General features: G+C 61.4%; 26 protein-coding genes. 15 read left to right on the top strand and 11 right to left on the bottom strand.

The genetic code is table 11. The features are described from left to right. Window positions 1-22: 22 nt before the first annotated feature. From DFS28_RS13655 to nirS, 8 genes are read right to left on the bottom strand one after another with little or no spacing between them, the layout of a single operon-like run. Window positions 23-526, bottom strand: coding sequence for an Lrp/AsnC family transcriptional regulator (locus DFS28_RS13655; RefSeq protein ID WP_111450223.1), 504 nt, complete (start codon window positions 524-526; stop codon window positions 23-25). Beyond that, complete coding sequence (locus DFS28_RS13650; RefSeq protein WP_111450222.1) at window positions 501-944, bottom strand: Lrp/AsnC family transcriptional regulator; 444 nt, start codon at window positions 942-944, stop codon at window positions 501-503. Before DFS28_RS13650 ends, DFS28_RS13655 begins: the two co-directional genes overlap by 26 nt. Then, complete coding sequence (locus tag DFS28_RS13645) at window positions 937-1,452, bottom strand: Lrp/AsnC family transcriptional regulator (RefSeq protein WP_111450221.1); 516 nt, start codon at window positions 1,450-1,452, stop codon at window positions 937-939. The genes DFS28_RS13650 and DFS28_RS13645 overlap by 8 nt, the downstream gene beginning before the upstream one ends. Further along, window positions 1,449-1,907 carry an Lrp/AsnC family transcriptional regulator gene (locus DFS28_RS13640; RefSeq protein ID WP_111450220.1) on the bottom strand — a complete coding sequence of 153 codons (459 nt, stop codon included), beginning with the start codon at window positions 1,905-1,907 and terminating at the stop codon, window positions 1,449-1,451. The genes DFS28_RS13645 and DFS28_RS13640 overlap by 4 nt, the downstream gene beginning before the upstream one ends. Before the next feature lies 1 nt (window position 1,908). Next, window positions 1,909-3,087 carry a cytochrome D1 domain-containing protein gene (locus tag DFS28_RS13635; RefSeq protein ID WP_111450219.1) on the bottom strand — a complete coding sequence of 393 codons (1,179 nt, stop codon included), beginning with the start codon at window positions 3,085-3,087 and terminating at the stop codon, window positions 1,909-1,911. Then, window positions 3,084-3,407, bottom strand: coding sequence for a cytochrome c (locus DFS28_RS13630; RefSeq protein WP_111450218.1), 324 nt, complete (start codon window positions 3,405-3,407; stop codon window positions 3,084-3,086). The genes DFS28_RS13635 and DFS28_RS13630 overlap by 4 nt, the downstream gene beginning before the upstream one ends. A 19-nt stretch (window positions 3,408-3,426) precedes the next feature. Continuing rightward, on the bottom strand, window positions 3,427-3,741 hold the full coding sequence (locus tag DFS28_RS13625) for a c-type cytochrome (protein WP_008156292.1): 315 nt from the start codon (window positions 3,739-3,741) through the stop codon (window positions 3,427-3,429). 24 nt (window positions 3,742-3,765) lie between these two features. Next, window positions 3,766-5,334, bottom strand: coding sequence for a nitrite reductase (gene nirS / locus DFS28_RS13620; protein ID WP_256596882.1), 1,569 nt, complete (start codon window positions 5,332-5,334; stop codon window positions 3,766-3,768). A 319-nt stretch (window positions 5,335-5,653) separates the two neighbouring features. Here nirS and DFS28_RS13615 point away from each other — a divergent pair, with 319 nt between their 5' ends. The 6 genes from DFS28_RS13615 (at window position 5,654) to DFS28_RS13590 (ending at window position 11,306) form a co-directional block, all read left to right on the top strand. Continuing rightward, window positions 5,654-6,457: a CbbQ/NirQ/NorQ/GpvN family protein gene (locus DFS28_RS13615; protein WP_111450216.1), complete on the top strand. Its 804-nt coding sequence runs from the start codon at window positions 5,654-5,656 to the stop codon at window positions 6,455-6,457. Beyond that, complete coding sequence (locus DFS28_RS13610) at window positions 6,441-7,028, top strand: cytochrome c oxidase subunit 3 family protein (RefSeq protein ID WP_111450215.1); 588 nt, start codon at window positions 6,441-6,443, stop codon at window positions 7,026-7,028. The genes DFS28_RS13615 and DFS28_RS13610 overlap by 17 nt, the downstream gene beginning before the upstream one ends. 10 nt (window positions 7,029-7,038) lie before the next feature. Continuing rightward, window positions 7,039-7,296: a cytochrome C oxidase subunit IV family protein gene (locus DFS28_RS13605; RefSeq protein WP_111450214.1), complete on the top strand. Its 258-nt coding sequence runs from the start codon at window positions 7,039-7,041 to the stop codon at window positions 7,294-7,296. A 218-nt stretch (window positions 7,297-7,514) separates the two neighbouring features. After that, a complete protein-coding gene (locus DFS28_RS13600; RefSeq protein WP_111450213.1) occupies window positions 7,515-7,955 on the top strand; it encodes a cytochrome c in 441 nt (146 codons plus the stop codon). A 3-nt stretch (window positions 7,956-7,958) separates the two neighbouring features. Further along, entirely contained in the window at window positions 7,959-9,386 is a 1,428-nt protein-coding gene (locus DFS28_RS13595; RefSeq protein WP_111450212.1) for a cbb3-type cytochrome c oxidase subunit I, read from the top strand. Between the two features lie 78 nt (window positions 9,387-9,464). Continuing rightward, window positions 9,465-11,306 (top strand): nitric oxide reductase activation protein NorD, encoded by a 1,842-nt coding sequence (locus DFS28_RS13590; protein WP_111450253.1) that lies wholly within the window; start codon window positions 9,465-9,467, stop codon window positions 11,304-11,306. Window positions 11,307-11,510: 204 nt separating this feature from the next. Here the strand turns inward: DFS28_RS13590 and DFS28_RS13585 are convergent, their stop codons facing one another. Continuing rightward, window positions 11,511-11,699, bottom strand: a complete 189-nt coding sequence (locus tag DFS28_RS13585) for a protein DnrP (RefSeq protein ID WP_111450252.1) — start codon at window positions 11,697-11,699, stop codon at window positions 11,511-11,513. A gap of 5 nt (window positions 11,700-11,704) precedes the next feature. Beyond that, window positions 11,705-12,388, bottom strand: a complete 684-nt coding sequence (locus DFS28_RS13580) for a Crp/Fnr family transcriptional regulator (RefSeq protein ID WP_008156275.1) — start codon at window positions 12,386-12,388, stop codon at window positions 11,705-11,707. 587 nt (window positions 12,389-12,975) lie between these two features. Between DFS28_RS13580 and DFS28_RS13575 the strand changes: the two genes are divergently transcribed. Next, the gene (locus DFS28_RS13575; RefSeq protein ID WP_111450211.1) at window positions 12,976-14,166 is read left to right on the top strand and encodes an NnrS family protein; all 1,191 of its coding nucleotides are present in this window, start codon (window positions 12,976-12,978) and stop codon (window positions 14,164-14,166) included. 25 nt (window positions 14,167-14,191) lie between these two features. Then, on the top strand, window positions 14,192-14,632 hold the full coding sequence (locus DFS28_RS13570; RefSeq protein ID WP_111450210.1) for a CopD family copper resistance protein: 441 nt from the start codon (window positions 14,192-14,194) through the stop codon (window positions 14,630-14,632). Window positions 14,633-14,707: 75 nt separating this feature from the next. On the opposite strand, the gene ytfE is transcribed toward DFS28_RS13570, so the two are convergent. Beyond that, entirely contained in the window at window positions 14,708-15,382 is a 675-nt protein-coding gene (gene ytfE, locus DFS28_RS13565; RefSeq protein WP_111450209.1) for an iron-sulfur cluster repair protein YtfE, read from the bottom strand. A gap of 156 nt (window positions 15,383-15,538) precedes the next feature. Here ytfE and norR point away from each other — a divergent pair, with 156 nt between their 5' ends. From norR to DFS28_RS13530, 7 genes are all read left to right on the top strand, one after another. Continuing rightward, window positions 15,539-17,068 carry a nitric oxide reductase transcriptional regulator NorR gene (gene norR / locus DFS28_RS13560; RefSeq protein ID WP_111450208.1) on the top strand — a complete coding sequence of 510 codons (1,530 nt, stop codon included), beginning with the start codon at window positions 15,539-15,541 and terminating at the stop codon, window positions 17,066-17,068. 89 nt (window positions 17,069-17,157) lie between these two features. Further along, complete coding sequence (gene pdxH / locus DFS28_RS13555) at window positions 17,158-17,805, top strand: pyridoxamine 5'-phosphate oxidase (RefSeq protein WP_111450207.1); 648 nt, start codon at window positions 17,158-17,160, stop codon at window positions 17,803-17,805. A 251-nt stretch (window positions 17,806-18,056) separates the two neighbouring features. After that, window positions 18,057-18,611, top strand: coding sequence for a molybdenum cofactor biosynthesis protein B (moaB, locus tag DFS28_RS13550; RefSeq protein WP_111450206.1), 555 nt, complete (start codon window positions 18,057-18,059; stop codon window positions 18,609-18,611). Continuing rightward, window positions 18,608-19,843, top strand: coding sequence for a gephyrin-like molybdotransferase Glp (glp, locus tag DFS28_RS13545; protein ID WP_111450205.1), 1,236 nt, complete (start codon window positions 18,608-18,610; stop codon window positions 19,841-19,843). The genes moaB and glp overlap by 4 nt, the downstream gene beginning before the upstream one ends. A 76-nt stretch (window positions 19,844-19,919) precedes the next feature. Then, on the top strand, window positions 19,920-20,915 hold the full coding sequence (locus tag DFS28_RS13540; RefSeq protein WP_111450204.1) for a peptidase U32 family protein: 996 nt from the start codon (window positions 19,920-19,922) through the stop codon (window positions 20,913-20,915). 10 nt (window positions 20,916-20,925) lie between these two features. Then, window positions 20,926-21,816, top strand: coding sequence for a U32 family peptidase (locus tag DFS28_RS13535; protein ID WP_111450203.1), 891 nt, complete (start codon window positions 20,926-20,928; stop codon window positions 21,814-21,816). Beyond that, entirely contained in the window at window positions 21,810-22,280 is a 471-nt protein-coding gene (locus DFS28_RS13530; RefSeq protein WP_111450202.1) for an SCP2 domain-containing protein, read from the top strand. The genes DFS28_RS13535 and DFS28_RS13530 overlap by 7 nt, the downstream gene beginning before the upstream one ends. The last annotated feature ends 454 nt before the right edge of the window (window positions 22,281-22,734 follow it).

Raw genomic sequence — 22,734 nt, 5'->3', positions numbered from 1 at the left:
ACTCTCCTTGAGTCAGGTGTGTTCAGCGTGAAGCGGGCGGCAAGCGCAAGCCGGTTTTCTTCAGGATGCGGCTGCTCACCAGCATCTCGTCGGCCCCACAGGCGTCACCCAACAGATAGCGCAGGTGCTCGCGGTAGCGGTTGATTTCATCACCGCTGCGGCCATGCACCATGGCGAACAGGTTGTAGCGCCAGTCGGCTCGGCGTGGGCGGCGATAGCAATGGCTGACGAAGGGTTGCGCGCCGATCAGCGCGCCGAGGCGCGGCATGTCGGTGTCGCGCACATCCCAGACCGTCATGCCGTTGTGGCGATAGCCGAGGCGGTAGTGATTGGGCACGGCGGCGATCCGCCGAATCGCGCCCTCGGCCTGTAGTCGCTTGAGCAGGTCCAGGGTGGCGTCGATGTTCAGCCCCAGCTGTTCGGCGAGCCACGCCCATGGGTCTTCCAGCAACGGCAGACCCGCCTGGGTCAACACGATCAGGCGCTGGATAAGGGTGTCTTCAGGCCGGGAAATACAGACCGACATGGTAGGTCTCCTCTTTGGGCAGGTTGAGCAGCGGCAAACCAGTCAGGGTCTCGATGCGCTGCAGCGTCTCGGCAATGTCTTGTTCGGACGCGCAGCCGAGCACGAACCACATGTTCCAGGCGTGTTCGCGTCGATAGTTGTGCGCCACTTCAGGCAGGCCCTGCAGTTGCTCGGCGACCTCTTCAAAACGTTCTTCCGGCACCGCCAGGGCGGCGAGGGTAAAGGCGCCGCCCAGGCGTTCGATGTCGAACATCGGGCCGAAGCGCGTGAGCACGCCGTCAGCGAGCAGGGCATGCAGTCGCTCGAGCAGTTCCGTGCTGCTGCTCTGCAATTCGGCAGCCAATACCCGCCAAGGCTGGCGCACCAGTGGCAGGCCCAGTTGCAAGCGATTGATCAGGCGACGGTCGAGGTCATCCATGGGTCGGTGCTCCTGTGCGCGAAGGCGCAAAGCGGCCGCCGCACTGCTTGAAGACCTGGGTGCTGAACAGCAATTGATGGGGCAGGTCGCTCAGCAGATGCTCTTCAAGCAATGCCTGAATCTGCGCCTCCACCTGCTCACGTTGACGCCCGTGCACCATGCAAAACAGGTTGTACCGCCACTGCGGCAAACGCCGGGGCCGTTGATAGCAGAGGTTAATGCCGGGCGCTTGCCCCAGGCGCTGGCCGACTTCGTCGATCAGCGCATCGGGAACATCCAGCACCAGCATGGCGTTGGCGGTAAAGCCCAGCGCGCGGTGGTGCAGCACCAGGCCGATACGGCGAAACAGCCCTTGCTCGCTCCACTGGCGCATTTGTTCGAGCACCTGGTTTTCGTCAGCGTTTATCCGTTCGGCGAGGGCCTGATAGGGGCGCGCTACCAGCGGCAACCCGCCTTCGAGGTGCCGGCGCAACGCCAGCGCTTGTTGGGGGCTCAATCCGGGCTTCATGATTGTTCTCCCAGGGCAAAACCGAGGTCGATGCGGTAGGCGGTCAACATCGGCAGGTCCAGCGGCATGAGGCCGGTGTCGTTCTCCAGTTCTTCGAGTACGCGGTCGATGTGTTGGCGATCAGGGGCGGTCAGCACAAACCACAGGTTGTAGAAATGCTCCCGTGCGTAATTGTGATTGACCTCCGGGTACTGACTGACGCGCTCGGCTACCTGTTGCAGGCGTTCGGCGGGCACGGCGAGGGCGGCGAGGGTGCTGGCCCCGGCGCGGCTGTGTTCGAACACCGGGCCGATGCGTGAGAGGGTGCCGGCCTGATCCATTTCTTCCAGGCAGGCCATCACTTGCGATTCGCGGCAACCGATAATCCGCGCCATCTCTTTGTACGGTGACGGGCACAGCGGCATGCCGTGCTGAAAGCGGTCGATGAGTTGGCGGCTGAGCAGCTCAAGGTTCATTTCAATACCCCATTTTCTGCGCGCGACTGCTGAAGAAGATGCCGCTTGGCGCACTGGCAGGCAGGGTGCTCAGCAGCTTCAGGCTGTACGGATCCCAGACTTGAACCTGATTGCCGTCGCGTAACGACAGCCACAGTTGGTCACCGCGCGCGGTGAATTCCATGTGCAGCACCGCCGGTCCTGGCTTCAGATCCGCGACCACGGCATGGGTTTCGGTGTCGATGACCTGCACCCGATCGTTGTCCGGGTAGGCGAAGTTGACCCACAGCTGCCGACCGTCCGGGCGCGAGGTGACGAATATCGGTTGGCCGGCGACCGGGATGACTGCGGTCTGCTGCCAGGTGCGTGAATCCATCACCAACACTTGATGCCGGCCAACGGCGGGCACGAAGGCCTGGTTGTCGGCGACGGCCCAGCCTTCCAGGTGCGGCATCTTGTAGACCGGCAGTTTCGCCTGGCCGCGTCCATAGTCGCCGAGGACGCGCTGTACCCCGCGCTCGGGATGCCAGAGGTCGAGTTGGGCCATGCCGTCTTCGCCGAACAGGCCGGCCATGTAATAGCGGCCGTCCGGGGTGATCAGGGCGTCGTAGGGTTGCGAGCCAATACCGGTGAAACGGCTGATTTGCGGGGTGCCGCCCTGACTGAAATCGGCGGTCCAGATCTCGCCGGTATCGAACAGACTGAAGACAAAACGTTGCCCCGGCGCGTCGACCAATCCAACCACCCGCGAGCGCTTGCTGCCATCAGCGAGCGGAGTGGCCGGAATATCCGCCACCTGTTGCAGGGTGTCGGCATCGAACACCTTGACCCCGCCGGGCACGTAGTTGGACACGGCGATCAACTTGCCGTCCTGACTGATGGCGCCGCCAATGCTGTTGCCGCCCTGAATGACGCGATGGTCAATACGCCGGGTCAGCAAATCGATTTTGCTCAGCCCGCCGTCGCGCCCGAACACATAGGCGTAGCGTTGATCCCGTGAGAACACCACCGAGGCATGGGAAAGGTCGCCGAAACCCTCGAGTCGGGCCAGCGCGGTGTGGGTGTCGCTTTCAATGATTTGCACGCTACCGGTGGCGCGCTCCACGACCACGCCCAAGTCGCCGGTGCCACGCAAGGGAGGCTGAACGCAAGCGGACAACAACAGCCCGGTTGCCGCAGACAGCAGGATTGTACGGATCATGAGGCGGGATATCCCTGGAGGAGAAGATCGACCAGCCAACGGATGTCACCGGGGCTGAGCAACGGCGCCCAACTAGGCATCGCGGTGCCGGGCCGGCCTTGGGTGACGGTGGCAATCAGGCTGTCCCGTGACTTGCCGGCCAGCGCCGCGCGTGTCAATTCCGGGCCTAGCCCACCGGTGAGGTGCAGCCCATGGCAGGCGCCGCAGTCCTGGGTCAGCAGGTGTTCGAGTTGCGCCTGACGCTGGGCGTCCGGCGCCGCAACCGCGGTTGCGCAAATGAGGAGGAGGGCCGCCAGAATCACAGCGTGTCGATAAACCATCGTGACGCCCTCCAGGCGGTTATTTGAGTGTCAGTACCCAGGTCGCGAGAATTTTTGCTTCTTCTTCAGTCACCGGATTGGCCGGCATTGGCATCGGGCCCCAATTGCCTTGTGTACCGTTCTTGATGTGGCTCGCGAGGGTGTCCACAGCTCCGGGTACGCTAGCGTTCTTGGCTGCTACATCCTTGAGCGCCGGGCCGACAATTTTGGTGTCGATGGAGTGGCAGGCTGCGCAGGGTTTGCTCTTGAACAGCTCCAGCGCGTCTTGGGCCATGGCCGGCTGCACACTCAGCGCAGCAGTCAGGGCGAACAGTGAGAACAGAGTGTTTTTCATGGTGTTTCCTTGCATTGATGGAGCTCAATAGATGTCGTGTTGGGTGTTGTAGACATTGAACTTCCCGGTGGGTGTGATCAGTCGTTTGTCCTTTATGACTGATTTGAGCTTCAGTGTTTTGTCGTCGATCACTACCAGCGCCGATTCCTCTGTCTGACCGCTCCAGACGGAGAACCAGACCTCATCGCCGGCCTTGTTGTATTCCGGCTGCACAACGCGCATGGCGCCTTGCTTGATGCCGGCGTATTCGGCGATGGGCAGCACGGTGTAACCGGCGTCGAGTTTGTCGAGGTTGAACACCGCCACCGATTGGCTGAGCTTGGCGTCCGGGTTGAGGGTGGTGTCGACATACAGGTGGCGAGACTTGGGATGGGTTTTGATAAACAGCGAGCCACCGCCCTGGCCCTTGAGCGAGGCGACCTGTTTCCAAGCGTATTGCGGGTGTTTGGCCGGGTCGGTGCCGATCAGCGAGATGCCGTCATCACCCAGGTGGCTGGTGGCCCAGACCGGGCCGTAGGTCGGGTGGTTGAAGTTGGCGCCGCGACCCGGGTGAGGGGTTTTGCCGACGTCCACCAGCGCGGTCAACTTGCGCTCCTTGGAGTCGATCACGGCGACTTTGTTGGAGTTGTTGGCGGCGGTCATGAAGTAGCGGTGCGTGCTGTCCCAGCCACCGTCATGCAGGAAGGGTGCAGCGTCGATGTAGGTGACGGTGAGGTTTTTGATGTCCTGGTAATTGACCAGCATGACCTTGCCGGTTTCCTTGACGTTGACGATGAACTCCGGCCATTCGTGGGAAGCGATGATCGCCGCGACCCGGGGTTCGGGGTGGTATTCCTGCTTGTCGACGGTCATGCCGCGGGTCGAAACGATCTGTTTCGGCTCCAGGGTTTCGCCATCCATGATGGTGAATTGCGGCGGCCAGTAAGAACCGGCGATGGTGTATTTGTCTTCGTAGCCTTTGAATTTGGAGGTCTCGACCGAGCGTGCCTCGATGCCCACTTTGATTTCGGCGACCTTGGTCGGCTCGACCGGCCACAGGTCGATCATGTCGATCCGGGCGTCTCGACCAATCACCAGCAGGTAGCGACCTGAGGCGGAGATCCGCGAGATGTGCACCGCGTAACCGGTCTCGATCAGTTTGACGATCTTCTTGCTGTCGCCATCGATCAGGGCGATCTTGCCGTCATCGCGCAACGTCACCGAGAACAGGTTCGGCAGGTTGAGTTTGCTCAGCTGCTTCTTCGGACGGTCCTCGGGTTTGACCAGCACCTTCCAGGTTTTCAGCGTCTCGGCCATGCCCCATTCCGGTGGCGTCGGCGGCGTGTGCTGAATGAACTTGGCCATGACCGTGATCTGATCCTTGGTCAGCGCATTGGACGTCCCCCAGTTCGGCATGCCCGCCGGGGAGCCGTAGGTAATCAAGGCTTCCAGATACGGTTGCCCGCGCGACTGGGTGATGTCTGGCGTCAATGGTTTGCCCGTCGCCCCTTTGCGCAGCACACCGTGGCAGCCTGCGCAGCGCTGGAAGTAGATTTCCTTGGACGAGTCGAATTCGGCCTGGCTCATGTCCGGAGCACCAGCAGTTTTGACCATGGGCGGGGTGGCCGCGACGGCGGGCTCTTCAGCGCTGGCGGTATGACTCACCGCTAGGGCCAGTGACGAACACAATGTGGCGAGGGTCAGGGCAAACGTTTTTCTATTGCTGATCAGCATTCCATTTCTCCTCAGGCAAGACCTTTGCGATGTGCTGAAACGGCAGCGCAGAACGCAGGTTCTTAGTGCCGTGCAAGGCTATGCCCGAGCAGGCCAATGTTCGCTTGACGACGATCAAGTTTGCCGGCCATCTCACTTGCCAGGTTGTCGCAGGGGCCCGTAGCGTGTTCGTTGAATCCGCTTTTGGAACAGGCAGCCCATGGACCGTACCCAGTCTTGCGAACACCCGACCGAACCCTTCTACCAACCGCTGAATAATGAGGAGGCGCTGTTCGAACAAGCCTGGCGACACGGCATGCCGGTGCTGATCAAAGGCCCGACGGGCTGCGGCAAGACCCGTTTCGTCCAGCACATGGCCCATCGGCTGAAACTGCCGCTGTACACCGTGGCGTGCCATGACGACTTGAGCGCGGCGGATCTGATCGGCCGTCACTTGATCGGTGCCCAGGGCACCTGGTGGCAGGACGGACCGCTGACCCGAGCGGTGCGTGAAGGCGGCATTTGTTATCTGGACGAAGTGGTCGAGGCGCGTCAGGACACCGTGGTGGTGTTGCACCCGTTGGCCGATGATCGTCGTGAGCTGTTCCTGGAACGCACCGGCGAAGTATTGAAAGCGCCACCGTCCTTCATGCTCGTGGTGTCTTACAACCCCGGTTACCAGAACCTGCTCAAAGGCATGAAGCCCAGCACCCGCCAACGCTTTGTGGCGATGCGTTTCGGCTATCCGCCGGTGGCCGATGAGGAACGCATCGTTGCCCGAGAAGCGCAGGTGGACAGCGCGCTGGCGGCGCAAGTGGTGCGGCTGGGGCAGGCGCTGCGCCGGCTCGATCAACATGATCTGGAGGAGGTCGCCTCAACGCGACTACTGATTTTCACGGCGCGGATGATCCGCTCCGGCATGAGCCCGCGTGAGGCCTGCATGGCCTGCCTGGCCGAGCCGCTGAGCGACGATCCGCTGACCGTTGCCGCGCTGATGGACGTGGTTGATGTCCACTTCGGCTGAGTCCACGGGCGTTTCGCAACGCCACTTGCCAGGCGATCTGGCGATGTGGTTTTTCATTCTGGCTGAGCTGTCGGTGTTCGCCATCCTGATCCTGGTGTTCGCCGTGACCCAGGCGCTCAAGCCGCAGATGTTCAGTGAAAGCCGTCTATTGCTGAACACCTCCACCGGTCTGGCGATGACCCTGAGCCTGCTCACTGCGGGCCTGTTCGCCGCGCTGGCGCAGGAGCAAGTCAGGCGCTCACGGTCCCGCCACGGCGCCGTCTTCCTGCTGATGGCGTTGCTCGCTGCCAGTGTCTACGTGGTGTTGAAGCTCACGGAATACCGGCACTTGCTGGGCTCGGGGCTGGGCATGGAGCACAACACTTTTTTCACCCTCTACTGGATTCTCACCGGTTTTCATTTTCTGCATGTAGTGCTCGGCATGGTCATTCTCGGGTGGCTGGCCGAGCGCTGTCGCCGTGGCCTGTACGACGCCAACACGCGCAGCGGGTTTGAATCCGGCGTGCTCTATTGGCACATGGTCGATCTGATCTGGGTCATGTTGTTTCCGCTGGTCTACGTGCTGAGTTGACGAGGTTCTCATGTCTGTTTCCAGGGTATTGCTCGTCTGTTGGGCGGCGCTCGCGACGTTAAGCGTATGCACGGTGGCGTTGGCCCACGTTGGCGCGACATCGCTGCTGACAATGGCCATCTTGCTGGTGGCGGTGGGCAAGGCGTGGCTGATCACCGACGGCTTCATGGAGATGCGCCACGCGCCGCGGCTGTGGCGCCGGTTGATGGTGAGCTGGGCGCTGGTGTTGGCGGTGGTGATCGGGATGACACTGATGTCGTTCCGCTGAAGGAATACTCATGTGGGAGCGGGCTTGCTCGCGAAGGCGGTGTGTCAGGCACATCAATTGCGACTGACACACCGCCTTCGCGAGCAAGCCCGCTCCCACATTTGATTTGCGTCGTCGGCAATACCCGACCAAAACCATCTGCCTTTCTTGATCGCCATCAAGCAGGTTTCAACCCTTCGCTTCCTATCATGGACGGGCCAAGCAAAGAGGAAGCGACCATGTCAGAGACCTTCACCAAAGGCATGGCCAGGAATATCTACTTCGGGGGAAGCATCTTCTTCTTCCTGATATTCCTGGCCTTGACCTATCACACGGAACAGACCTTTCCGGCCCGCAGCAATGAAGCGCAGCTAACCGAATCAGTGGTGCGCGGCAAGTTGGTCTGGGAGCAAAACAATTGCATCGGCTGCCACACTCTGCTGGGCGAGGGCGCCTACTTCGCGCCTGAGCTGGGCAATGTGTTTCAGCGGCGCGGCGGGGAGGCGGGCTTCAAACCCTTCTTGCATGCCTGGATGAAAATGCAGCCACTGGGCGTACCGGGCCGACGCGCGATGCCGCAGTTCAAGTTGAGTGACCAGGAGGTGGATGACATCGCCGAGTTCCTCAAATGGAGCTCGAAAATCAACACCAATGGCTGGCCGCCAAACAAGGAGGGCTAAGCGATGAGCATTGCTAATCCGCATCTGAAATTCGCCTCGCAAGCCGTGGCCAAACCGTACTTCGTGTTTGCCTTGATCCTGTTTCTCGGTCAGGTGCTGTTCGGTTTGATCATGGGCCTGCAATACGTGATAGGGGACTTTCTGTTCCCGATCATTCCCTTCAACGTGGCGCGGATGGTGCACACCAACCTGCTGATCGTCTGGCTGCTGTTCGGGTTCATGGGCGCCGCCTACTACCTGATTCCGGAAGAGGCCGACCGCGAACTGCACAGTCCGAAACTGGCGATCATCCTGTTTTGGGTATTCGCCGCCGCTGGCGTGCTGACGATCCTGGGCTACCTGCTGGTGCCGTATGCCGGCCTGGCCAAGCTGACCCACAACGAGCTGCTGCCGACCATGGGACGAGAGTTCCTGGAACAGCCGACCATCACCAAGATGGGCATTGTGGTGGTGTGCCTGGGCTTCCTCTACAACATCGGCATGACCTTGCTCAAAGGTCGCAAGACCACCGTCAGCATGGTGATGATGACCGGATTGATCGGGCTCGCGGTGTTCTTCCTGTTCTCCTTCTACAACCCCGGCAACCTGGCCCGCGACAAGTTCTACTGGTGGTGGGTGGTGCATCTTTGGGTAGAAGGCGTGTGGGAACTGATCATGGGTTCGATGCTCGCTTTTGTCCTGATCAAGATCACCGGTGTAGACCGGGAAGTCGTGGAGAAATGGCTGTATGTGATCATCGCCATGGCGCTGATTACCGGGATCATCGGTACCGGTCACCACTTCTTCTGGATCGGTGCGCCCGAGGTCTGGTTGTGGGTCGGCTCGATCTTCTCGGCACTCGAACCGCTACCGTTCTTGGCCATGGTGATCTTCGCCTTCAGCATGGTGAAGAACCGTCGCCGGCAACACCCGAACCGCGCCGCCACGCTGTGGGCCAAGGGCACTACGGTCACCGCGTTCTTCGGTGCAGGCGTCTGGGGTTTTCTGCACACCCTGGCACCGGTCAACTTCTACACCCATGGATCGCAACTGACGGCTGCTCACGGTCACCTGGCCTTCTACGGTGCTTACGCGATGATCGTGATGACCTTGATCAGCTACGCCATGCCGCGATTGCGCGGGTTGGGTGAAGCGGCTGACGAGCGTTCGCAGACCTACGAAATCTGGGGCTTCTGGTTGATGACCCTGTCGATGGTGATGATCACGCTGTTCCTCACTGCTGCGGGTGTCGTGCAGGTCTACCTGCAACGCTGGCAGGTCGATGGAGTCGCGCTGCCATTTATGGCCACGGTGGAACATCTGCAAGTGTTGTTCTGGGCTCGTCTGGGTGCCGGTCTCGGGTTCTTCGCCGGGCTCGCGTGTTACCTGTTCAGCTTCAAGCAGCGTGGCCGCGCAGCCTTGCGCGCCCCGGCTGCGGTGGTTCCGTCATGAGCCGCTGTAACGGCTAGAAAAGGTCGGCCCGGCTGATACAGCGGGCCGTTTTTTTGCTTTACAAAAAGGGCAATGACCATGGCCTTTACCGTCGAATTGGAAGAGTGGGTCGGCAGCGTCTGGCATCGCTTCATCACCCGGCGCGCAAGCCCGGACTTCCCCGAAGCACGGGTCGAGCTGGCCAGTCAGCAACGACCGCTGGCGCTGCTGTTTCGCGCCATGGGCGGCGCCAGTGGCATTGGTGTCGAAGCCGCCAGCGACCGCGACCTGCTGTTGCGACGCAACGTGCTGCAGCAGATCGCCGGCACCTGCAAGCAAGTGCCCTTGGCGTGGTGCGACGAGGCGAACCTGCGTCTGCCGTCGAGCCTGGCGGTGTTTCCTGAAGTCGCGCTGAACGAGGAACTCTATCGTTGGCTCGCATTGTTGGCGGCCCAGGCCGGCCAGATGCGGCACTGGGGGCGGGACAATCAACGCTGGACGCAACAGCTGTTGCGGCGCTATCCCGCGTTGCGTGCCCGGTACAAACGTTTGGTTGATGCCCATCTGCAACTACGCCCGGATCCGGCGACATTGAACCCCGGCGAAGCGGCGCTGGAACGAGCGTTATGCCAGGCGCTACGCGAGCCGGGCAGTGTCGAACATTTTCCCCGCAGCGAACGGGCCGCGTGGCCGCTGCCATTGTGGCTGTACCCACCGCAAAACCTCGCCAGCCCGCAGGCAGCCGACCTCGGTGACGAGTCGGAAGAATCGCTGACGACCCCGCCCGGTGAGCAGAAAGGGGGAAGTAAACGCGCCAAGCGGATTGATGAAGGCAGCCGCGACGGCGGGTTGTTGATCGTGCGCCTGGAGAACCTGTTCAGCTGGACCGAACACGTCGACCTGGATCGCTGGTCAGACGACAGCGAAGACCCTGACGCGGCCAGAGTCGCCGAGGACCTCGACGAGCTGAGCCTGTCGCGCACCCGTCTGCGCAAGGGCGGCGGCCTCAAGCTGCACCTGGATTTGCCACCGGCCGATGTCGACGATATTCCCCTGGGCGAGGGCATCAAGCTGCCGGAGTGGGATTACCGCAAACAGCAGATGCAGGACAGCTTCGTCAACCTGCAAATGATGGTGCCCCGCGACTGCGAGGCGCAGCCATTGCCGCCACGGCTGAAGGCCTCGGCGCACCGTCTGCGCCGCCAGTTCGAGCACCTGCGCAACGACCGCCAATGGTTACGCCAGCAACCTCAAGGGTCTGAACTGGACATGCAGGCCTGGCTGGATTTTCACGTTGAACGCGAGCATGGCCAGTGTGCGGAACGCGGTCTGTTCATGGAACAACGGCAGACGCGCCGCGACCTGGCGTGCCTGTTGCTGGCCGACGTGTCGATGTCCACCGACGCGCACTTGAACGATGAACATCGGGTGATTGATGTGATCCGCGACAGCTTGCTGCTGTTCGGCGAAACCCTGTCGGTGCTGGGTGATGATTTCGCCCTGTACGGGTTTTCCTCACTGCGTCGTCATCAAGTGCGCATGCAGGAACTCAAGTCCTTCACCCAGCGTTATGACGACAACACCCGTGGTCGCATTCAAGGGCTCAAACCGGGTTATTACACCCGCATGGGCGCCGCCATCCGCCACGCCACCCAACTGCTGGGCAAGAGCAAACGCCGCAGCAAACTGTTGCTGCTGCTCACGGATGGCAAACCGAATGATCTGGATCTGTATGAGGGCCGCTACGGCGTTGAAGACACCCGCGAAGCGGTGCTGGAGGCGCGGCGTCAGGGGTTGACGCCGTTCTGTATCACGATTGACCGCGAGGCCGGGGATTACCTGCCGTACATGTTCGGCGCCAATGGCTACACCTTGATCCGCCAGCCCGAACAACTACCCCTGCGCTTGCCGCAGTTGTATCGCCAGCTGACCCAGCCGTGATCTCCTTGGTCACCTGGGTCCTGTAGCTGTCTTGTGGTGAGGGGATTTATCCCCGTTGGGCTGCGAAGCGGCCCCTGTTTTTTTCCAGCCACACCGCGTCCAATGGATTACGACGGCTTCGCCGCCGAACGGGGATAAATCCCCTCACCACAGCGCCACAGCACCACAGGCTCGGCAGCTGCTACAGGGGAGATTTGCGGGGGATCAGGCGTTGCGCGGTAGCCAGAAAAACATCGTCACGCAGAAGATCGTCAGGCCAATACAGAACCACATGAATTGGCGCAGCCGGCGTTCCCCCGCCTGTGCCGCCAATGCCGGCAGGGGCATGCCGCATTGGCGGCACTCGGTTTCTTGTGCGGGGTTGGTGTGTTGGCAATACAAACAGACGGGCATGGCACTCACTCGAACTGTTCCAGGCGCAGACGATCGAGAATGGCGATCTGGCGGCCGTCCTGGGTGATGATGTTTTCATCGATCAGGCGACGGATGATCCGCGAAAAGGTTTCCGGCTGGATCGACAGATGCCCGGCAATCAGTTGCTTGGCCATCGGCAGCTCGAATTGGCTGTCAACGGTTTGCTGGCGCACCAGTTGCGTCAGCAGATAGCGCACGACCCGGTGGGTAGCGTTTTTCAGCGACAGGGTTTCGATTTCGTTGACCCGTTGATGCAGGCGAACGCAGAGCTTGCCGAGCAGCGCAAAGGTCAGTCGGCTATTGCTCTGCAGCAGGCGCATGTAGGTGTTGTTGGATAACCGATAGAGCTGAGTCGGGCAGATGGCTTCGGCCGAGGCCACATAGTTCGGGGTGTCCATCAGCATCATCGCCTCGGCGAAGGTTTGCCGATCGCCGATCACCTCAAACACTTTCTCCTGCCCATCCGGTGTCAGGCGGTAGATTTTCACCGCGCCGGCAATCACGAAATAGAACGAGTCTGCCGGTTCACCCTGGCGGAACAACGGTTCGCCCTTGTCGATGCTCAACAAGTGGCTGGTACTCATCAGTTCATCCAGCTGTTCTTCGTTCAACGGCTCGAACAAGTGATGACTGCGCAGAATCTGGTGATGGACACGATGAAGCACCATAAGAATTCATCCTGAAGATTGAGGAGGGGATAGCGATCAAGTCAAACGAGGCCCAGCGAGACGCCGCTGGCCAACGCCAGAACCGAGGTCAGCACCACAAACCAGGCCAGTGGCTGGATGACTTTTTTCATGACGACTCCTGGGGATCGAGAGGGACCAAGGTTTTTTTGATTGCTGAAAGCGTGAGCAAGACGCGGGCCATGCCTGGAGGCCTTTGTTTATTGGGGGTGTCAGAAATCAGGGTAAAAAAGACCACAAGGTTTAGGGTTCAAATAACCCTTAAATGGTCATTTGTACCCTGATCCAAACACCCTTGTGGGAGCGAGCCGGCTCCGGGCGGCGTTCCGACGATAGCGGCGGGTCAGTCGACATTGATGCTGAATGTTCCGCTGTCATCGCGAGCAGGCTCGCTCCCACAAGGACAAACGCCCTCGCCTCAGAAATACGAGAAAGCTGCAGGGCACGCCCCTTGCACACTTGATCTGCGACAAAGGCAATTGATCGCCAATACCCGATCATTGCCCCCGGACTTACCTCGACGCATGTGGATTGGCGTCAGGTCAGCAGCAAGGTAAAGGAGTGGCTTTATGCAAGTGCTTGACCGCCGTAAAGCGATGGCCATCGCGCCGCTGTTACGTTTGGCCTTTCGGCCATTTTTCCTCGCCGGCTGCCTGTTGGCAGTGCTGGTCATTCCGCTCTGGCTGGCCGCCTTCAGTGGTGCGCTGTCCGGTTGGCTGCCGGCGGGTGGGTGGCTGGGCTGGCATCGACACGAATTGCTGTTCGGGTTCGGCCTGGCGATCATCGCGGGTTTTCTGCTGACAGCGGTGCAGACCTGGACCGGTCGTCCCGGCCTCAGCGGGCGACCACTGGCCGCGCTGGCGCTGCTGTGGTTGTTGGCGCGCGTGGCCTGGCTGGTCAATGCGCCGTTGCCGGTGCTCGCCGTGCTGGAATTGGCGTTCCCGCTGGCGGTGGCCGCGCTCATGGGTTTCACCTTGTGGAAGGTGCGGCAGAAACGTAACTACCCGATTGCGGTGGTGCTGTTGTTGTTAGCGGCGGCCGACGGGTTGTCCCTGTACGGCCTCATCGAAGGTCATGAAGGCTGGCAGCGTCAAGGCGTGCTGACCGGCCTCTGGCTGGTGGCGGCGATGATGGGCTTGATCGGTGGGCGCGTCATTCCGTTCTTCATCCAGCGCGGCCTCGGCAAGGTCGATGGCGTGACCCCTTGGCCGTGGCTGGATTGGCTGCTGCTGATTGGCTCACCGCTGGTGGCGTTGTTATATGCCGCCGGACCTGCGCTTGACCCCAATCTCTGGGTCGGCCTGTTATTCGCCGTGTTGGCCGCCGGGCATCTGGTGCGTCTGGTTCGCTGGCATGATCGCGCCCTCTGGCACGTGCCGTTGCTGTGGTCGTTGTACCTGGCGTATGCCTGGTTGGCGGTGGCCTGTCTTGCAATGGCGCTGTGGCATTTCGGTGTGCCGATCAATCCGAGTCTGGCGGTGCATTGCCTGACCATCGGCGCCATGGGCGGCCTGGTGCTGGCGATGATCGCGCGGGTCAGCCTGGGCCACACCGGCCGAGCGCTGGAGCCGCCGTCGGGCATGACCCTGGCATTCATTTTGCTCAACCTGGCGTGTCTGAGCCGGGTCGTGTTGATCCTGTTCTTTCCCCTGCCTGCGTTGTGGCTGGCCGGTCTGTGTTGGGTGCTGGCGTTCGCGCTGTACGCCTGGCGCTACGGGCCGATGCTGCTGCGGGCCCGGGTGGACGGCCATCCAGGCTAAGCAAGCGAACTGACGGAGGCTGCCAGTGTTATATCCCTTTTTACTGGTCACCCACTTGCTGGCGGCGATTGCCTTCATCGGCACGCTGTTTTTCGAGGTGGTGATCTGGCACAACGCCCGCCAGCAAGTGGCGGTTACCGCGCAAACGGGCGCCGATCAAGCGATTGCAGTGCGTTCGCGCAAGGTGCTGCATGGCGTGGTGTTGCTGTTGTATGGCGCCGGCATCAGCCTGGCGTGGCAACACCGTGGCGTATTGAGTCAGCCGCTGGCCAGCAGTTTTGGCACGTTGCTGAGCCTGAAGATCATCCTGGCCCTGAGCATCATCGGCCATTACTTCCTGCTGGCGTACTGGCTGAAAAGCGCACGCCTGACCACGACTCGCGCCAGCTGGATTCGCCGCAGCATCCTCGGGCACATGGTGTTGATCGTGATCCTGGCCAAGGCCATGTTCTATTGGCACGGTTGATCGCCCGCCGTCCCTGACAGACAAAACCCGCGTCAACCGGAGGGCTGGCGCGGGTTGGGTGTGAGCGACAATCGATCAGTGACGACGGTTCAAGGCGTTAACAAACAACACGTTGTTTTCCAGATGGATGTGTTGCATCAGGTCATCACGAAACTCCACCAGCCCACGATACAGGGCACGCCAGGTGTTACAGGCATCGGCCGGCGGGGTGATGTTGTTGGTCAGCGCGAGCAGCTTTTCGAGGGCTTCGCCATGTTGATCATGTTCAAAGCGCAGCACCTGGATCGGCGGCGCGGCCTGAGGGCCGATGCCCTGTTGCAGCATCGGGAACAGCACTTGTTCTTCCTTGAGCATGTGGCCTTCGAGTTCTTGTTGCATGTCGGTCAGCAGATCGGCCAGGCCGTTGGGGCAGGTGCTGCGCGCACCGTGGACCTGCTCGACGCGACGGGCCAGGCGGATCAGTTCCGGCAGTTGCTCGCGATGGCGGGCGTGATAGCGCGCCAGAAGGTGGGCGATCAACAGCTCCGACGGTTCGCTGCGCCAGTCGTGCTGGGTTTCGCCGGTGTCTTGCAGCCGGTGCAGCGCATCGGCGATCAGCACCGGATCGAGGTCTTTGCCAGCGGCCGCTTCGCGCAGGCTTTTATGCCCGCCACAACAGAAGTCCAGTTTGAAGGTGTGAAAGATCCGCGTGGCGCCGGGAATATCGCAAGCCAGTTGGCCGAGGCTTTGTTCCAGTAGGGTCAGGCTCATCAGGGGGTTCCTTGTTTGGATTTCAACGGTTCCCCAGACTTATTGCACCCGGCATGCCATCTTTAACGTATTGAAAAATAGAGCTTTATTTTTAGTTGTGGTGATAGACACCCGGACGCTTTAGGGTGAATCCAACCATAGAGGGTAAAAACTACCATGCTGCGTGAAAGCCTGGCGGCCGACCTGATTGTCGAGTTGCCCAATGCTGTGCGGTTGCAACGATTGGTCCAGACCTTGCGCGAATACTTCAACAGTGGCGCCGTGGGATTGCTGCGTCTGGATGATGACAGCCTCAGGCCGGTCGCGACGGTGGGGCTGGTGCATGAAGCGTTGGGCCGTCGGTTTGTCATCGCCCAGCATCCGCGGCTAGCGGCGATCATGGCGTCGCGCGAACCCACCTGGTTCGAGCCCGACAGTCGCTTGCCGGACCCCTATGACGGCTTGCTCGACAATCACGCCGGCGAACCGATGCCCGTACACGACTGCATGGGCGTGAGCCTGTACGTGGAGGGTCGGATCTGGGGCGCGATCACCCTTGATGCGTTGCACGCCGGGACTTTCGACAGCCGTGCGCGAGAAGAACTCAAGCGCTGCACCTTGCAGATCGAAGCCGCTGTGCGAGTCACCCGGCTCGAGCAGGAAAACCGCAGCCTGCGCTTGTCCCGCAGCGATATTCAAGACGTGCGCAGGCCCGCTGATGAAGGCGAAATCCTCGGGCAGAGCGAGGTGCTGCATCTGTTGCTCAATGAACTGGACGTGCTGGCCGATTCCGAGCTGCCGGTGTTGCTGCTGGGCGAGACGGGCGTCGGCAAAGAGCTGTTCGCCCGGCGCTTGCATCGTCTGTCGCGCCGCAGTCATAAGCCGCTGGTGCAGGTCAACTGCGCGGCTTTGCCGGAGTCTCTGGCAGAGAGTGAATTGTTCGGCCATGTCAAAGGCGCGTTTTCCGGCGCCACCAGTGACCGTGCCGGGCGTTTCGATGCGGCCAACGGTGGCACGCTGTTTCTCGATGAAGTCGGTGAATTGCCATTAGCCGTGCAAGCGAAGTTGCTGCGCACCCTGCAGAACGGTGAGATCCAGCGCCTCGGCGCCGACAAGCCGTTGCATGTCGATGTGCGCATCATCGCCGCGACCAACCGGCACCTGCCGGACAGCATCCGCGACGGCTTGTTTCGGGCCGATCTGTATCACCGACTCTCGGTGTACCCGGTGCCGATTCCACCGCTGCGCGAGCGGGGTAATGACGTGTTGATGCTGGCCGGGCATTTCCTTGAACTCAATCGGGCACGACTCGGTTTGCGCGGTTTGCGTCTGTCACCGGCGGCTGAGCGTGCGCTGCTGACGTACAGCTGGCCGGGCAACGTGCGCGAGCTGGAACATGTGATCAGCCGGGCCGCGTTGAAACAGCTCAGTCGCGGCACCAGTCGTACGCTGATCATGACCCTGGAACCCGAGATTCTGGACCTCGACAGTGCCATGGGCGGGCAGGGCGCGGTCGTCGAAAGTCCCCTGGACGTGACGGCTGATGAGCCGTTCCAGCCCCTGGGTGAAGCGGTCGATGATTACCAGCGCAAGAAAATCCTCCAGGCCTTGAGCCTGTCCGGGGAGAACTGGGCCAGCGCCGCGCGGATTCTGGAAGTCGACCCCAGCAACCTGCACAAACTGGCTCGGCGTCTGCGCCTTAAATAAGGCTGGGCGTGCTAAGTGTTGATGGTGATCAAGGTGCTGTTGCGCAGTGTGTCGCACACTGGGCAGAACCCTTTTTGGAGATCACCGTCATGCCCCTTTCCCTGGCACAGATGCGCCGCAACTACACCCTTTTTGGCCTGCAAGACGACTCGGCGCTGGAGGACCCGATAGCGATGTTCCGGCAATGGCTGCAACTGGCCCGCGACACCGAGCGCGCGCCTGTCGAAGCCAACAGCATGGTGTTGGCGACGGTCGACAGTGAAGGGCGCCCGCACGCCCGGGTCCTACTGCTCAAGGGTTTGAGCGATGAAGGCTTCACATTCTTCGGTAATTACCAGAGCGACAAAGGCCAGCAACTGGCGGCCAACCCGCATGCCGCCATGACCTTTTTCTGGCCGGGGCTGGAGCGTCAGATACGTATCGAAGGCCAGGTCTCCAGGCTCGACCCGATGCTGTCGGATGCGTACTTCGATTCCCGCTCACAGGACAGTCGCCTGGGCGCCTGGGCTTCACCGCAAAGCCGGCCGTTGGCCAACCGGGCCGAGCTTGAATCGCTGTTGCTACAAACCACCCAACGTTTTGCCGGCAAGACCGTGCCGCGGCCCGAGCATTGGGGCGGCTACTGCTTGCGCCCTGAGCGTCTGGAGTTCTGGCAGGGCCGTGCGGACCGCTTGCATGATCGTCTCGATTACCGGTTGTGCGATGGCGCATGGCAACGCAATCGCCTGGCACCTTGAGCCCCACTGCGCAGGTCATGTAGCGACGCAGATCAACCGTGGGAGCGGGCTTGCTCGCGAAGGCGGTGTGTCAGGCAACATCAATGGTGACTGACACACCGCCTTCGCGAGCAGGCTCGCTCCCACAGGTTTTTGTGTGGCCAGCACAATCTTCATCTGTCCCTGTGGAGGTACCTCCTTGGAGGAATAGGCTCACCGGGGATTCCGGTTCAGGCTTTATCCCATACCCTCATTCACGGGAAGGCTTGGATATGGCCCATCTGGCGCAACGCACGTTTGAACCCCTGAACATCGCCGTGCTGACCATCAGCGATACGCGCACCTTTGACACCGACACCTCGGGGCAGACCCTGACGGATTTGCTGCAAACGGCCGGGCATGTATTGATTGACCGTGACCTGGTCAAGGACGACATTTATCAGATCCGCGCCAAGGTCTCTCACTGGATCGCAGACCCTCAGGTTCAAGTGATACTGATGACCGGTGGCACCGGTTTCACCGCGCGTGACAACACACCGCAAGCAGTCTTGCCATTGCTGGACAAACACGTGGAAGGCTTCGGTGAACTGTTCCGTCAGGTGTCCCTGGCGGAAATCGGCATGTCCAGTCTGCAGTCACGGGCGCTGGCCGGGATGAGCAATGGCGTGCTGGTGTGCTGCGTTCCGGGCTCGCCCGGCGCGTGTCGAACCGCCTGGAACCAGATCCTGCTCGAGCAATTGGACAGCCGCACCGGCCCGTGCAATTTCGCCCCGCATTTGAAGCCGCAAGGGCAACAGGTCATCGACGCCTGCGAGCCACGCTCATGACCGGCCGGGTGTGCGACCTCGGTAATCTGATGCCGGTGGACGAGGCCATCAGCCGTTTGCTGGATCAGGCACCGCCGCCGCCCCTGGCGCAAAAGATCGGTCTGGATCAAGCCTTGGGTCGGGTGCTGGCGGCGGACATTCATTCCCCCGTCAACCTGCCGGCCTGGGACAACAGTGCGATGGACGGTTACGCCCTCAGAGCCGCTGACCTGCCAGCGGACGGTGGCTACTTGCCGATTGGCGGACGAATTGCGGCGGGTGATCCGGCGTGCTCGCCGTTGCTCGCGCAGCAGGCGGTACAGATTTTTACCGGCGCACCATTGCCGCCGGGTGCCGACACGGTGGTGCCGCAGGAACGCTGCCGGATCGATGGCGAGCGCGTCTGGTTTCCGTCCGTAAGCGTTGGCGATCACGTGCGCAAGGAAGGCGAGGAGGTTCGCCGGGGAGATCTGTTGCTCCAGGCCGGTAAACGCCTGCGTGCGCAAGAAGTGGGATTGCTGGCCGGCGCTGGCATCGCGCGGGTCGAGGTTTATCGACCGTTGCAGGTGTGCTTGCTCAGCAGCGGCAATGAACTGCGTGAACCCGGCGATCCATTGGCGCCGGGGCAGATTTACAACAGTAATCGTTACTGCCTCGCGGCGTTGTTGAGCGGTTGGGGCGTCGAGGTGCACGACTATGGCGTGATGGCCGATGAGTTGGCCGCCAGCCGGCACGCCTTGAGCCTGGCGTCCTCGGAATGCGACCTGTTGTTGAGTTCCGGTGGCGTCTCGGTCGGTGAGGAAGATCACCTCAAACAGGCCATCGAGGAACTCGGTAGCCTGGATTTCTGGCGGCTGGCGATTCAGCCGGGTAAACCGCTGGCCTTCGGCGAAGTGGCCGGCAAACCGTGGATCGGCATGCCGGGCAATCCTTCAGCGGCGCTGATTACCGCGTTGGTGGTGGTGCGTCCGTTCTTGCTCAGGGCCCAGGGCGTGAAAGACGTGTTGCCGGTGCCAATGGCCGTGCCCGCCGGGTTCGACTGGTTGCAGCGCAACAAGCGTCGGCAGTACCTGCGGGCTCGACTGACCCCGGGTGCTGACGGCCAGTTGAGCGTGGAACTGCACCCTCAGCAAAGCTCGGCGATGTTGACCGCCGCGTGTTGGGCCGATGGGCTGGCGGTGATCGAGTGCGAACAGCAAGTGCTCAAGCACGACAACGTGATGTTCCTGTCCTTCGCCGACCTGATGCATTGATCGTAATTGATTGTCGTCAAGGCTCTGCCTGCCGGTCTCGCTAGACTGGCAGCGCGTTTTTCCATGAGGATTACCCATGCAACTGGTCTGCCCGGCAGGGAATCTGCCTGCGCTAAAAGCGGCGGTACGCGAAGGTGCCGATGCCGTTTATGTCGGCTTTCGCGATGACACCAATGCCCGGCATTTCGCGGGGCTGAACATGGACGACAAACAGTTCGACGCGGCGGTCGCTCACATCCGCCAGCATCAACGCAAACTCTACGTCGCGGTCAACACCTACCCGCAACCCAAGGGCTGGGAACGCTGGCAGCGGGCGGTCGATCGTGCCGCCGATTTCGGCGTGGATGCGCTGATCGCCGCCGACCCCGGGGTACTCAACTACGCCAGCCAGCGTCACCCGCAACTGGCGTTGCACCTGTCGGTACAAGGCTCGGCAACCCATGCCGCGGCGCTGGAGTTTTATGCGCAGCGCTACGGCATTCGTCGCGCGGTGCTGCCGCGGGTGTTGTCCTTGGCGCAGGTGCGCCAGGTTGCCGCGAGCAGCCCGGTGCCCATCGAAGTCTTTGGTTTCGGCAGCTTGTGCATCATGGCCGAAGGGCGCTGCCATCTGTCTTCCTACATTACCGGCGAGTCGCCGAACCTGCGCGGCGTTTGCTCACCGGCCAAAGCGGTGCGCTGGAGCGACGACGCCGACGGCTTAAGCGCGCGGCTCAGTGAAGTGCTGATCGACCGCTACACCCCCGATGAACCCGCCGGTTACCCGACCCTGTGCAAAGGCCGTTTCCTGGTCGGCGGTAAACGCTTTCATGCACTGGAAGAACCCACCAGCCTCGACACCCTGGACTTGCTGCCGGAATTGACGGCCATCGGCGTCGAGGCGGTCAAAATCGAGGGCCGGCAACGCAGCCCGGCCTATGTCGAACAAGTCACCCGCGTCTGGCGCGCGGCACTGGATGCCCATCGTGGCTCGCCGGGCAGTTTTCGGGTCAAGGAGGAATGGCGCAAGGTGTTGGCCGGTTTGTCCGAAGGCAGCCAGACCACCCTGGGTGCTTACCATCGATCATGGCAATGAGGGAGTCGACATGAAGCTCAGCCTTGGACCGGTCCTGTTTTATTGGGACAAAGAGCAACTCAGCAACTTTTACGCCGAGATGTCGGCCTTGCCCCTGGATGTGATTTACCTGGGGGAAACCGTGTGTTCTAAACGCCGGGCCTTTTCACTGGATCAATGGCTGGGGCTGGGGCGCGAGTTGCAGGAATGCAGCCAGGCGCAGTTGGTGATCTCCAGCCTGACGCTGATCGAAGCGGCTTCCGAACTCTCCAGCCTTCGCCGGCTCTGCGACAACGGCCAATTGTTGGTGGAAGCCAACGACATGGGCGCGGTGCAGTTTCTGGCCGAGCGCAAGTTGCCGTTCGTGGGCGGCCCGGCGCTGAATGTGTACAACGGTCATACGCTCGCGCAACTGCTGGACTGCGGGATGACCCGTTGGGTGCCGCCGGTGGAATGCTCGGCAGCGCTGATTGGCGATGTGCTCGATCAAGTGCGCGAACTGGGCCGTGAGGTGCCGGAAGTCGAGATCTTTGCTTATGGGCATTTGCCGTTGGCCTATTCCGCACGCTGCTTCACGGCCCGGGCGGAAAACCTGCCCAAGGACGACTGCCGGTTTTGCTGCCTCAACTACCCTGATGGCCTGCCGCTGACCAGTCAGGAAGGGCAGGCGCTGTTCACCATTAACGGTATTCAAACGATGTCAGCGGAGGTGACCAATCTGCTGGCGGATTACACCGGGCTGGTGGCCTGTGGCGCCGATCTGTTGCGTCTGAGCCCTCGCGCTCAGGGCATGGCCGAGGTGATCGCGGCCTATCAACGGGTTCGTCTGGGCGAGACACCGCCGCTGTTCGTCGACGGTTGCAATGGCTACTGGCATGGCCAGGCCGGCATGTTGCGCGTCGAGGAGGTCGGCCTGTGTTGAATCGTAAGAAGTGGTTGTTGAAAGGTGCCGACCGGTTGTTGCCATTGGTGCGCCGGGTGCCTTTTGCGGTGCAGCGCCTGGCGTTGCAGCAGGCGCTCAATCGCTGCCTCGCCGGACCGTTGCGCGATGGCGAGTTTGAAGTGTTGCGTGGGCGTTGGTTGTGTTTGCGGATTCCGGACCTGGGGTTGTCGTGGTTCCTGACGTTGACGCGTGACGGGTTGCGAATTGCTGAACGCGCCACGGCGCATGTAACCATCAGCGGTAACTGGCGCGAGTTTTTGTTGTTGGCGAGTCGTCAGGAAGATCCGGACACGTTGTTCTTTCGCCGGCGTTTGGTGATTGAGGGGGATACGGAGTTGGGGTTGGCGTTGAAGAACCTGATCGACAGTCTGGATCCTGATGTGTTGCCTGTGTGGTTGTGGCGCAATCTGGAGCGGGCGGGGAAGGGGTTGGCTGCGGGGTAATCGACATCGCTGCGATGGCGGCCGGTTAGCCGTATTTTTGGTCGGGGTACATATCCATTCCTGCGGTAACGGCGACTTAGGGTTCCGCCCTTACGGCGGGTCACTTTGGAAAAGCGCCAAAGTAACCAAAACGCTTTGGCCCCTGACGTACGGCCCTTCGCTTAGGCTCAGGGTACCCTCGCTCCGGTCCTGCTCCGTGGGCCCGCCGCCATCGGCCATCCATGGCCGGGGGCGGCTACCGCGGCATCCTTGCCGCGGTGCCCACTGCGCAGAACCTGCGCTCGGCCTTCCGACGGGGCAGATCAAGATCAAAAGCCAGATCAAAAGCCAAAGCGAGGCGGCCTGATAGCCGACCTGATGTCTGTCATGGTCATCGGCGGTGGACCTCTATGTCATGCCCGCCAAAAATCCAACTGTGGGAGCCTGCTCGCGAAGGCGGACTTACATTCAACAT

It is taken from the genome of Pseudomonas sp. 478 (assembly GCF_003254125.1).
Lineage (GTDB): Bacteria > Pseudomonadota > Gammaproteobacteria > Pseudomonadales > Pseudomonadaceae > Aquipseudomonas.
Note: the sequence above shows the minus strand (reverse complement) of the source record. Positions and strands in the feature narration are given on the sequence as shown.

Excerpts from the sequence above, each read along its gene's own strand:
- DFS28_RS13655 (WP_111450223.1), bottom strand. The coding sequence starts at position 526 with ATGTCGGTCTGTATTTCCCGGCCTGAAGACACCCTTATCCAGCGCCTG.
- DFS28_RS13650 (WP_111450222.1), bottom strand. The coding sequence starts at position 944 with ATGGATGACCTCGACCGTCGCCTGATCAATCGCTTGCAACTGGGCCTG.
- DFS28_RS13645 (WP_111450221.1), bottom strand. The coding sequence starts at position 1,452 with ATGAAGCCCGGATTGAGCCCCCAACAAGCGCTGGCGTTGCGCCGGCAC.
- DFS28_RS13640 (WP_111450220.1), bottom strand. The coding sequence starts at position 1,907 with ATGAACCTTGAGCTGCTCAGCCGCCAACTCATCGACCGCTTTCAGCAC.
- DFS28_RS13635 (WP_111450219.1), bottom strand. The coding sequence starts at position 3,087 with ATGATCCGTACAATCCTGCTGTCTGCGGCAACCGGGCTGTTGTTGTCC.
- DFS28_RS13630 (WP_111450218.1), bottom strand. The coding sequence starts at position 3,407 with ATGGTTTATCGACACGCTGTGATTCTGGCGGCCCTCCTCCTCATTTGC.
- DFS28_RS13625 (WP_008156292.1), bottom strand. The coding sequence starts at position 3,741 with ATGAAAAACACTCTGTTCTCACTGTTCGCCCTGACTGCTGCGCTGAGT.
- nirS (WP_256596882.1), bottom strand. The coding sequence starts at position 5,334 with ATGGTCAAAACTGCTGGTGCTCCGGACATGAGCCAGGCCGAATTCGAC.
- DFS28_RS13615 (WP_111450216.1), top strand. The coding sequence starts at position 5,654 with ATGGACCGTACCCAGTCTTGCGAACACCCGACCGAACCCTTCTACCAA.
- DFS28_RS13610 (WP_111450215.1), top strand. The coding sequence starts at position 6,441 with ATGTCCACTTCGGCTGAGTCCACGGGCGTTTCGCAACGCCACTTGCCA.
- DFS28_RS13605 (WP_111450214.1), top strand. The coding sequence starts at position 7,039 with ATGTCTGTTTCCAGGGTATTGCTCGTCTGTTGGGCGGCGCTCGCGACG.
- DFS28_RS13600 (WP_111450213.1), top strand. The coding sequence starts at position 7,515 with ATGTCAGAGACCTTCACCAAAGGCATGGCCAGGAATATCTACTTCGGG.
- DFS28_RS13595 (WP_111450212.1), top strand. The coding sequence starts at position 7,959 with ATGAGCATTGCTAATCCGCATCTGAAATTCGCCTCGCAAGCCGTGGCC.
- DFS28_RS13590 (WP_111450253.1), top strand. The coding sequence starts at position 9,465 with ATGGCCTTTACCGTCGAATTGGAAGAGTGGGTCGGCAGCGTCTGGCAT.
- DFS28_RS13585 (WP_111450252.1), bottom strand. The coding sequence starts at position 11,699 with ATGCCCGTCTGTTTGTATTGCCAACACACCAACCCCGCACAAGAAACC.
- DFS28_RS13580 (WP_008156275.1), bottom strand. The coding sequence starts at position 12,388 with ATGGTGCTTCATCGTGTCCATCACCAGATTCTGCGCAGTCATCACTTG.
- DFS28_RS13575 (WP_111450211.1), top strand. The coding sequence starts at position 12,976 with ATGCAAGTGCTTGACCGCCGTAAAGCGATGGCCATCGCGCCGCTGTTA.
- ytfE (WP_111450209.1), bottom strand. The coding sequence starts at position 15,382 with ATGAGCCTGACCCTACTGGAACAAAGCCTCGGCCAACTGGCTTGCGAT.
- norR (WP_111450208.1), top strand. The coding sequence starts at position 15,539 with ATGCTGCGTGAAAGCCTGGCGGCCGACCTGATTGTCGAGTTGCCCAAT.
- pdxH (WP_111450207.1), top strand. The coding sequence starts at position 17,158 with ATGCCCCTTTCCCTGGCACAGATGCGCCGCAACTACACCCTTTTTGGC.
- moaB (WP_111450206.1), top strand. The coding sequence starts at position 18,057 with ATGGCCCATCTGGCGCAACGCACGTTTGAACCCCTGAACATCGCCGTG.
- glp (WP_111450205.1), top strand. The coding sequence starts at position 18,608 with ATGACCGGCCGGGTGTGCGACCTCGGTAATCTGATGCCGGTGGACGAG.
- DFS28_RS13540 (WP_111450204.1), top strand. The coding sequence starts at position 19,920 with ATGCAACTGGTCTGCCCGGCAGGGAATCTGCCTGCGCTAAAAGCGGCG.
- DFS28_RS13535 (WP_111450203.1), top strand. The coding sequence starts at position 20,926 with ATGAAGCTCAGCCTTGGACCGGTCCTGTTTTATTGGGACAAAGAGCAA.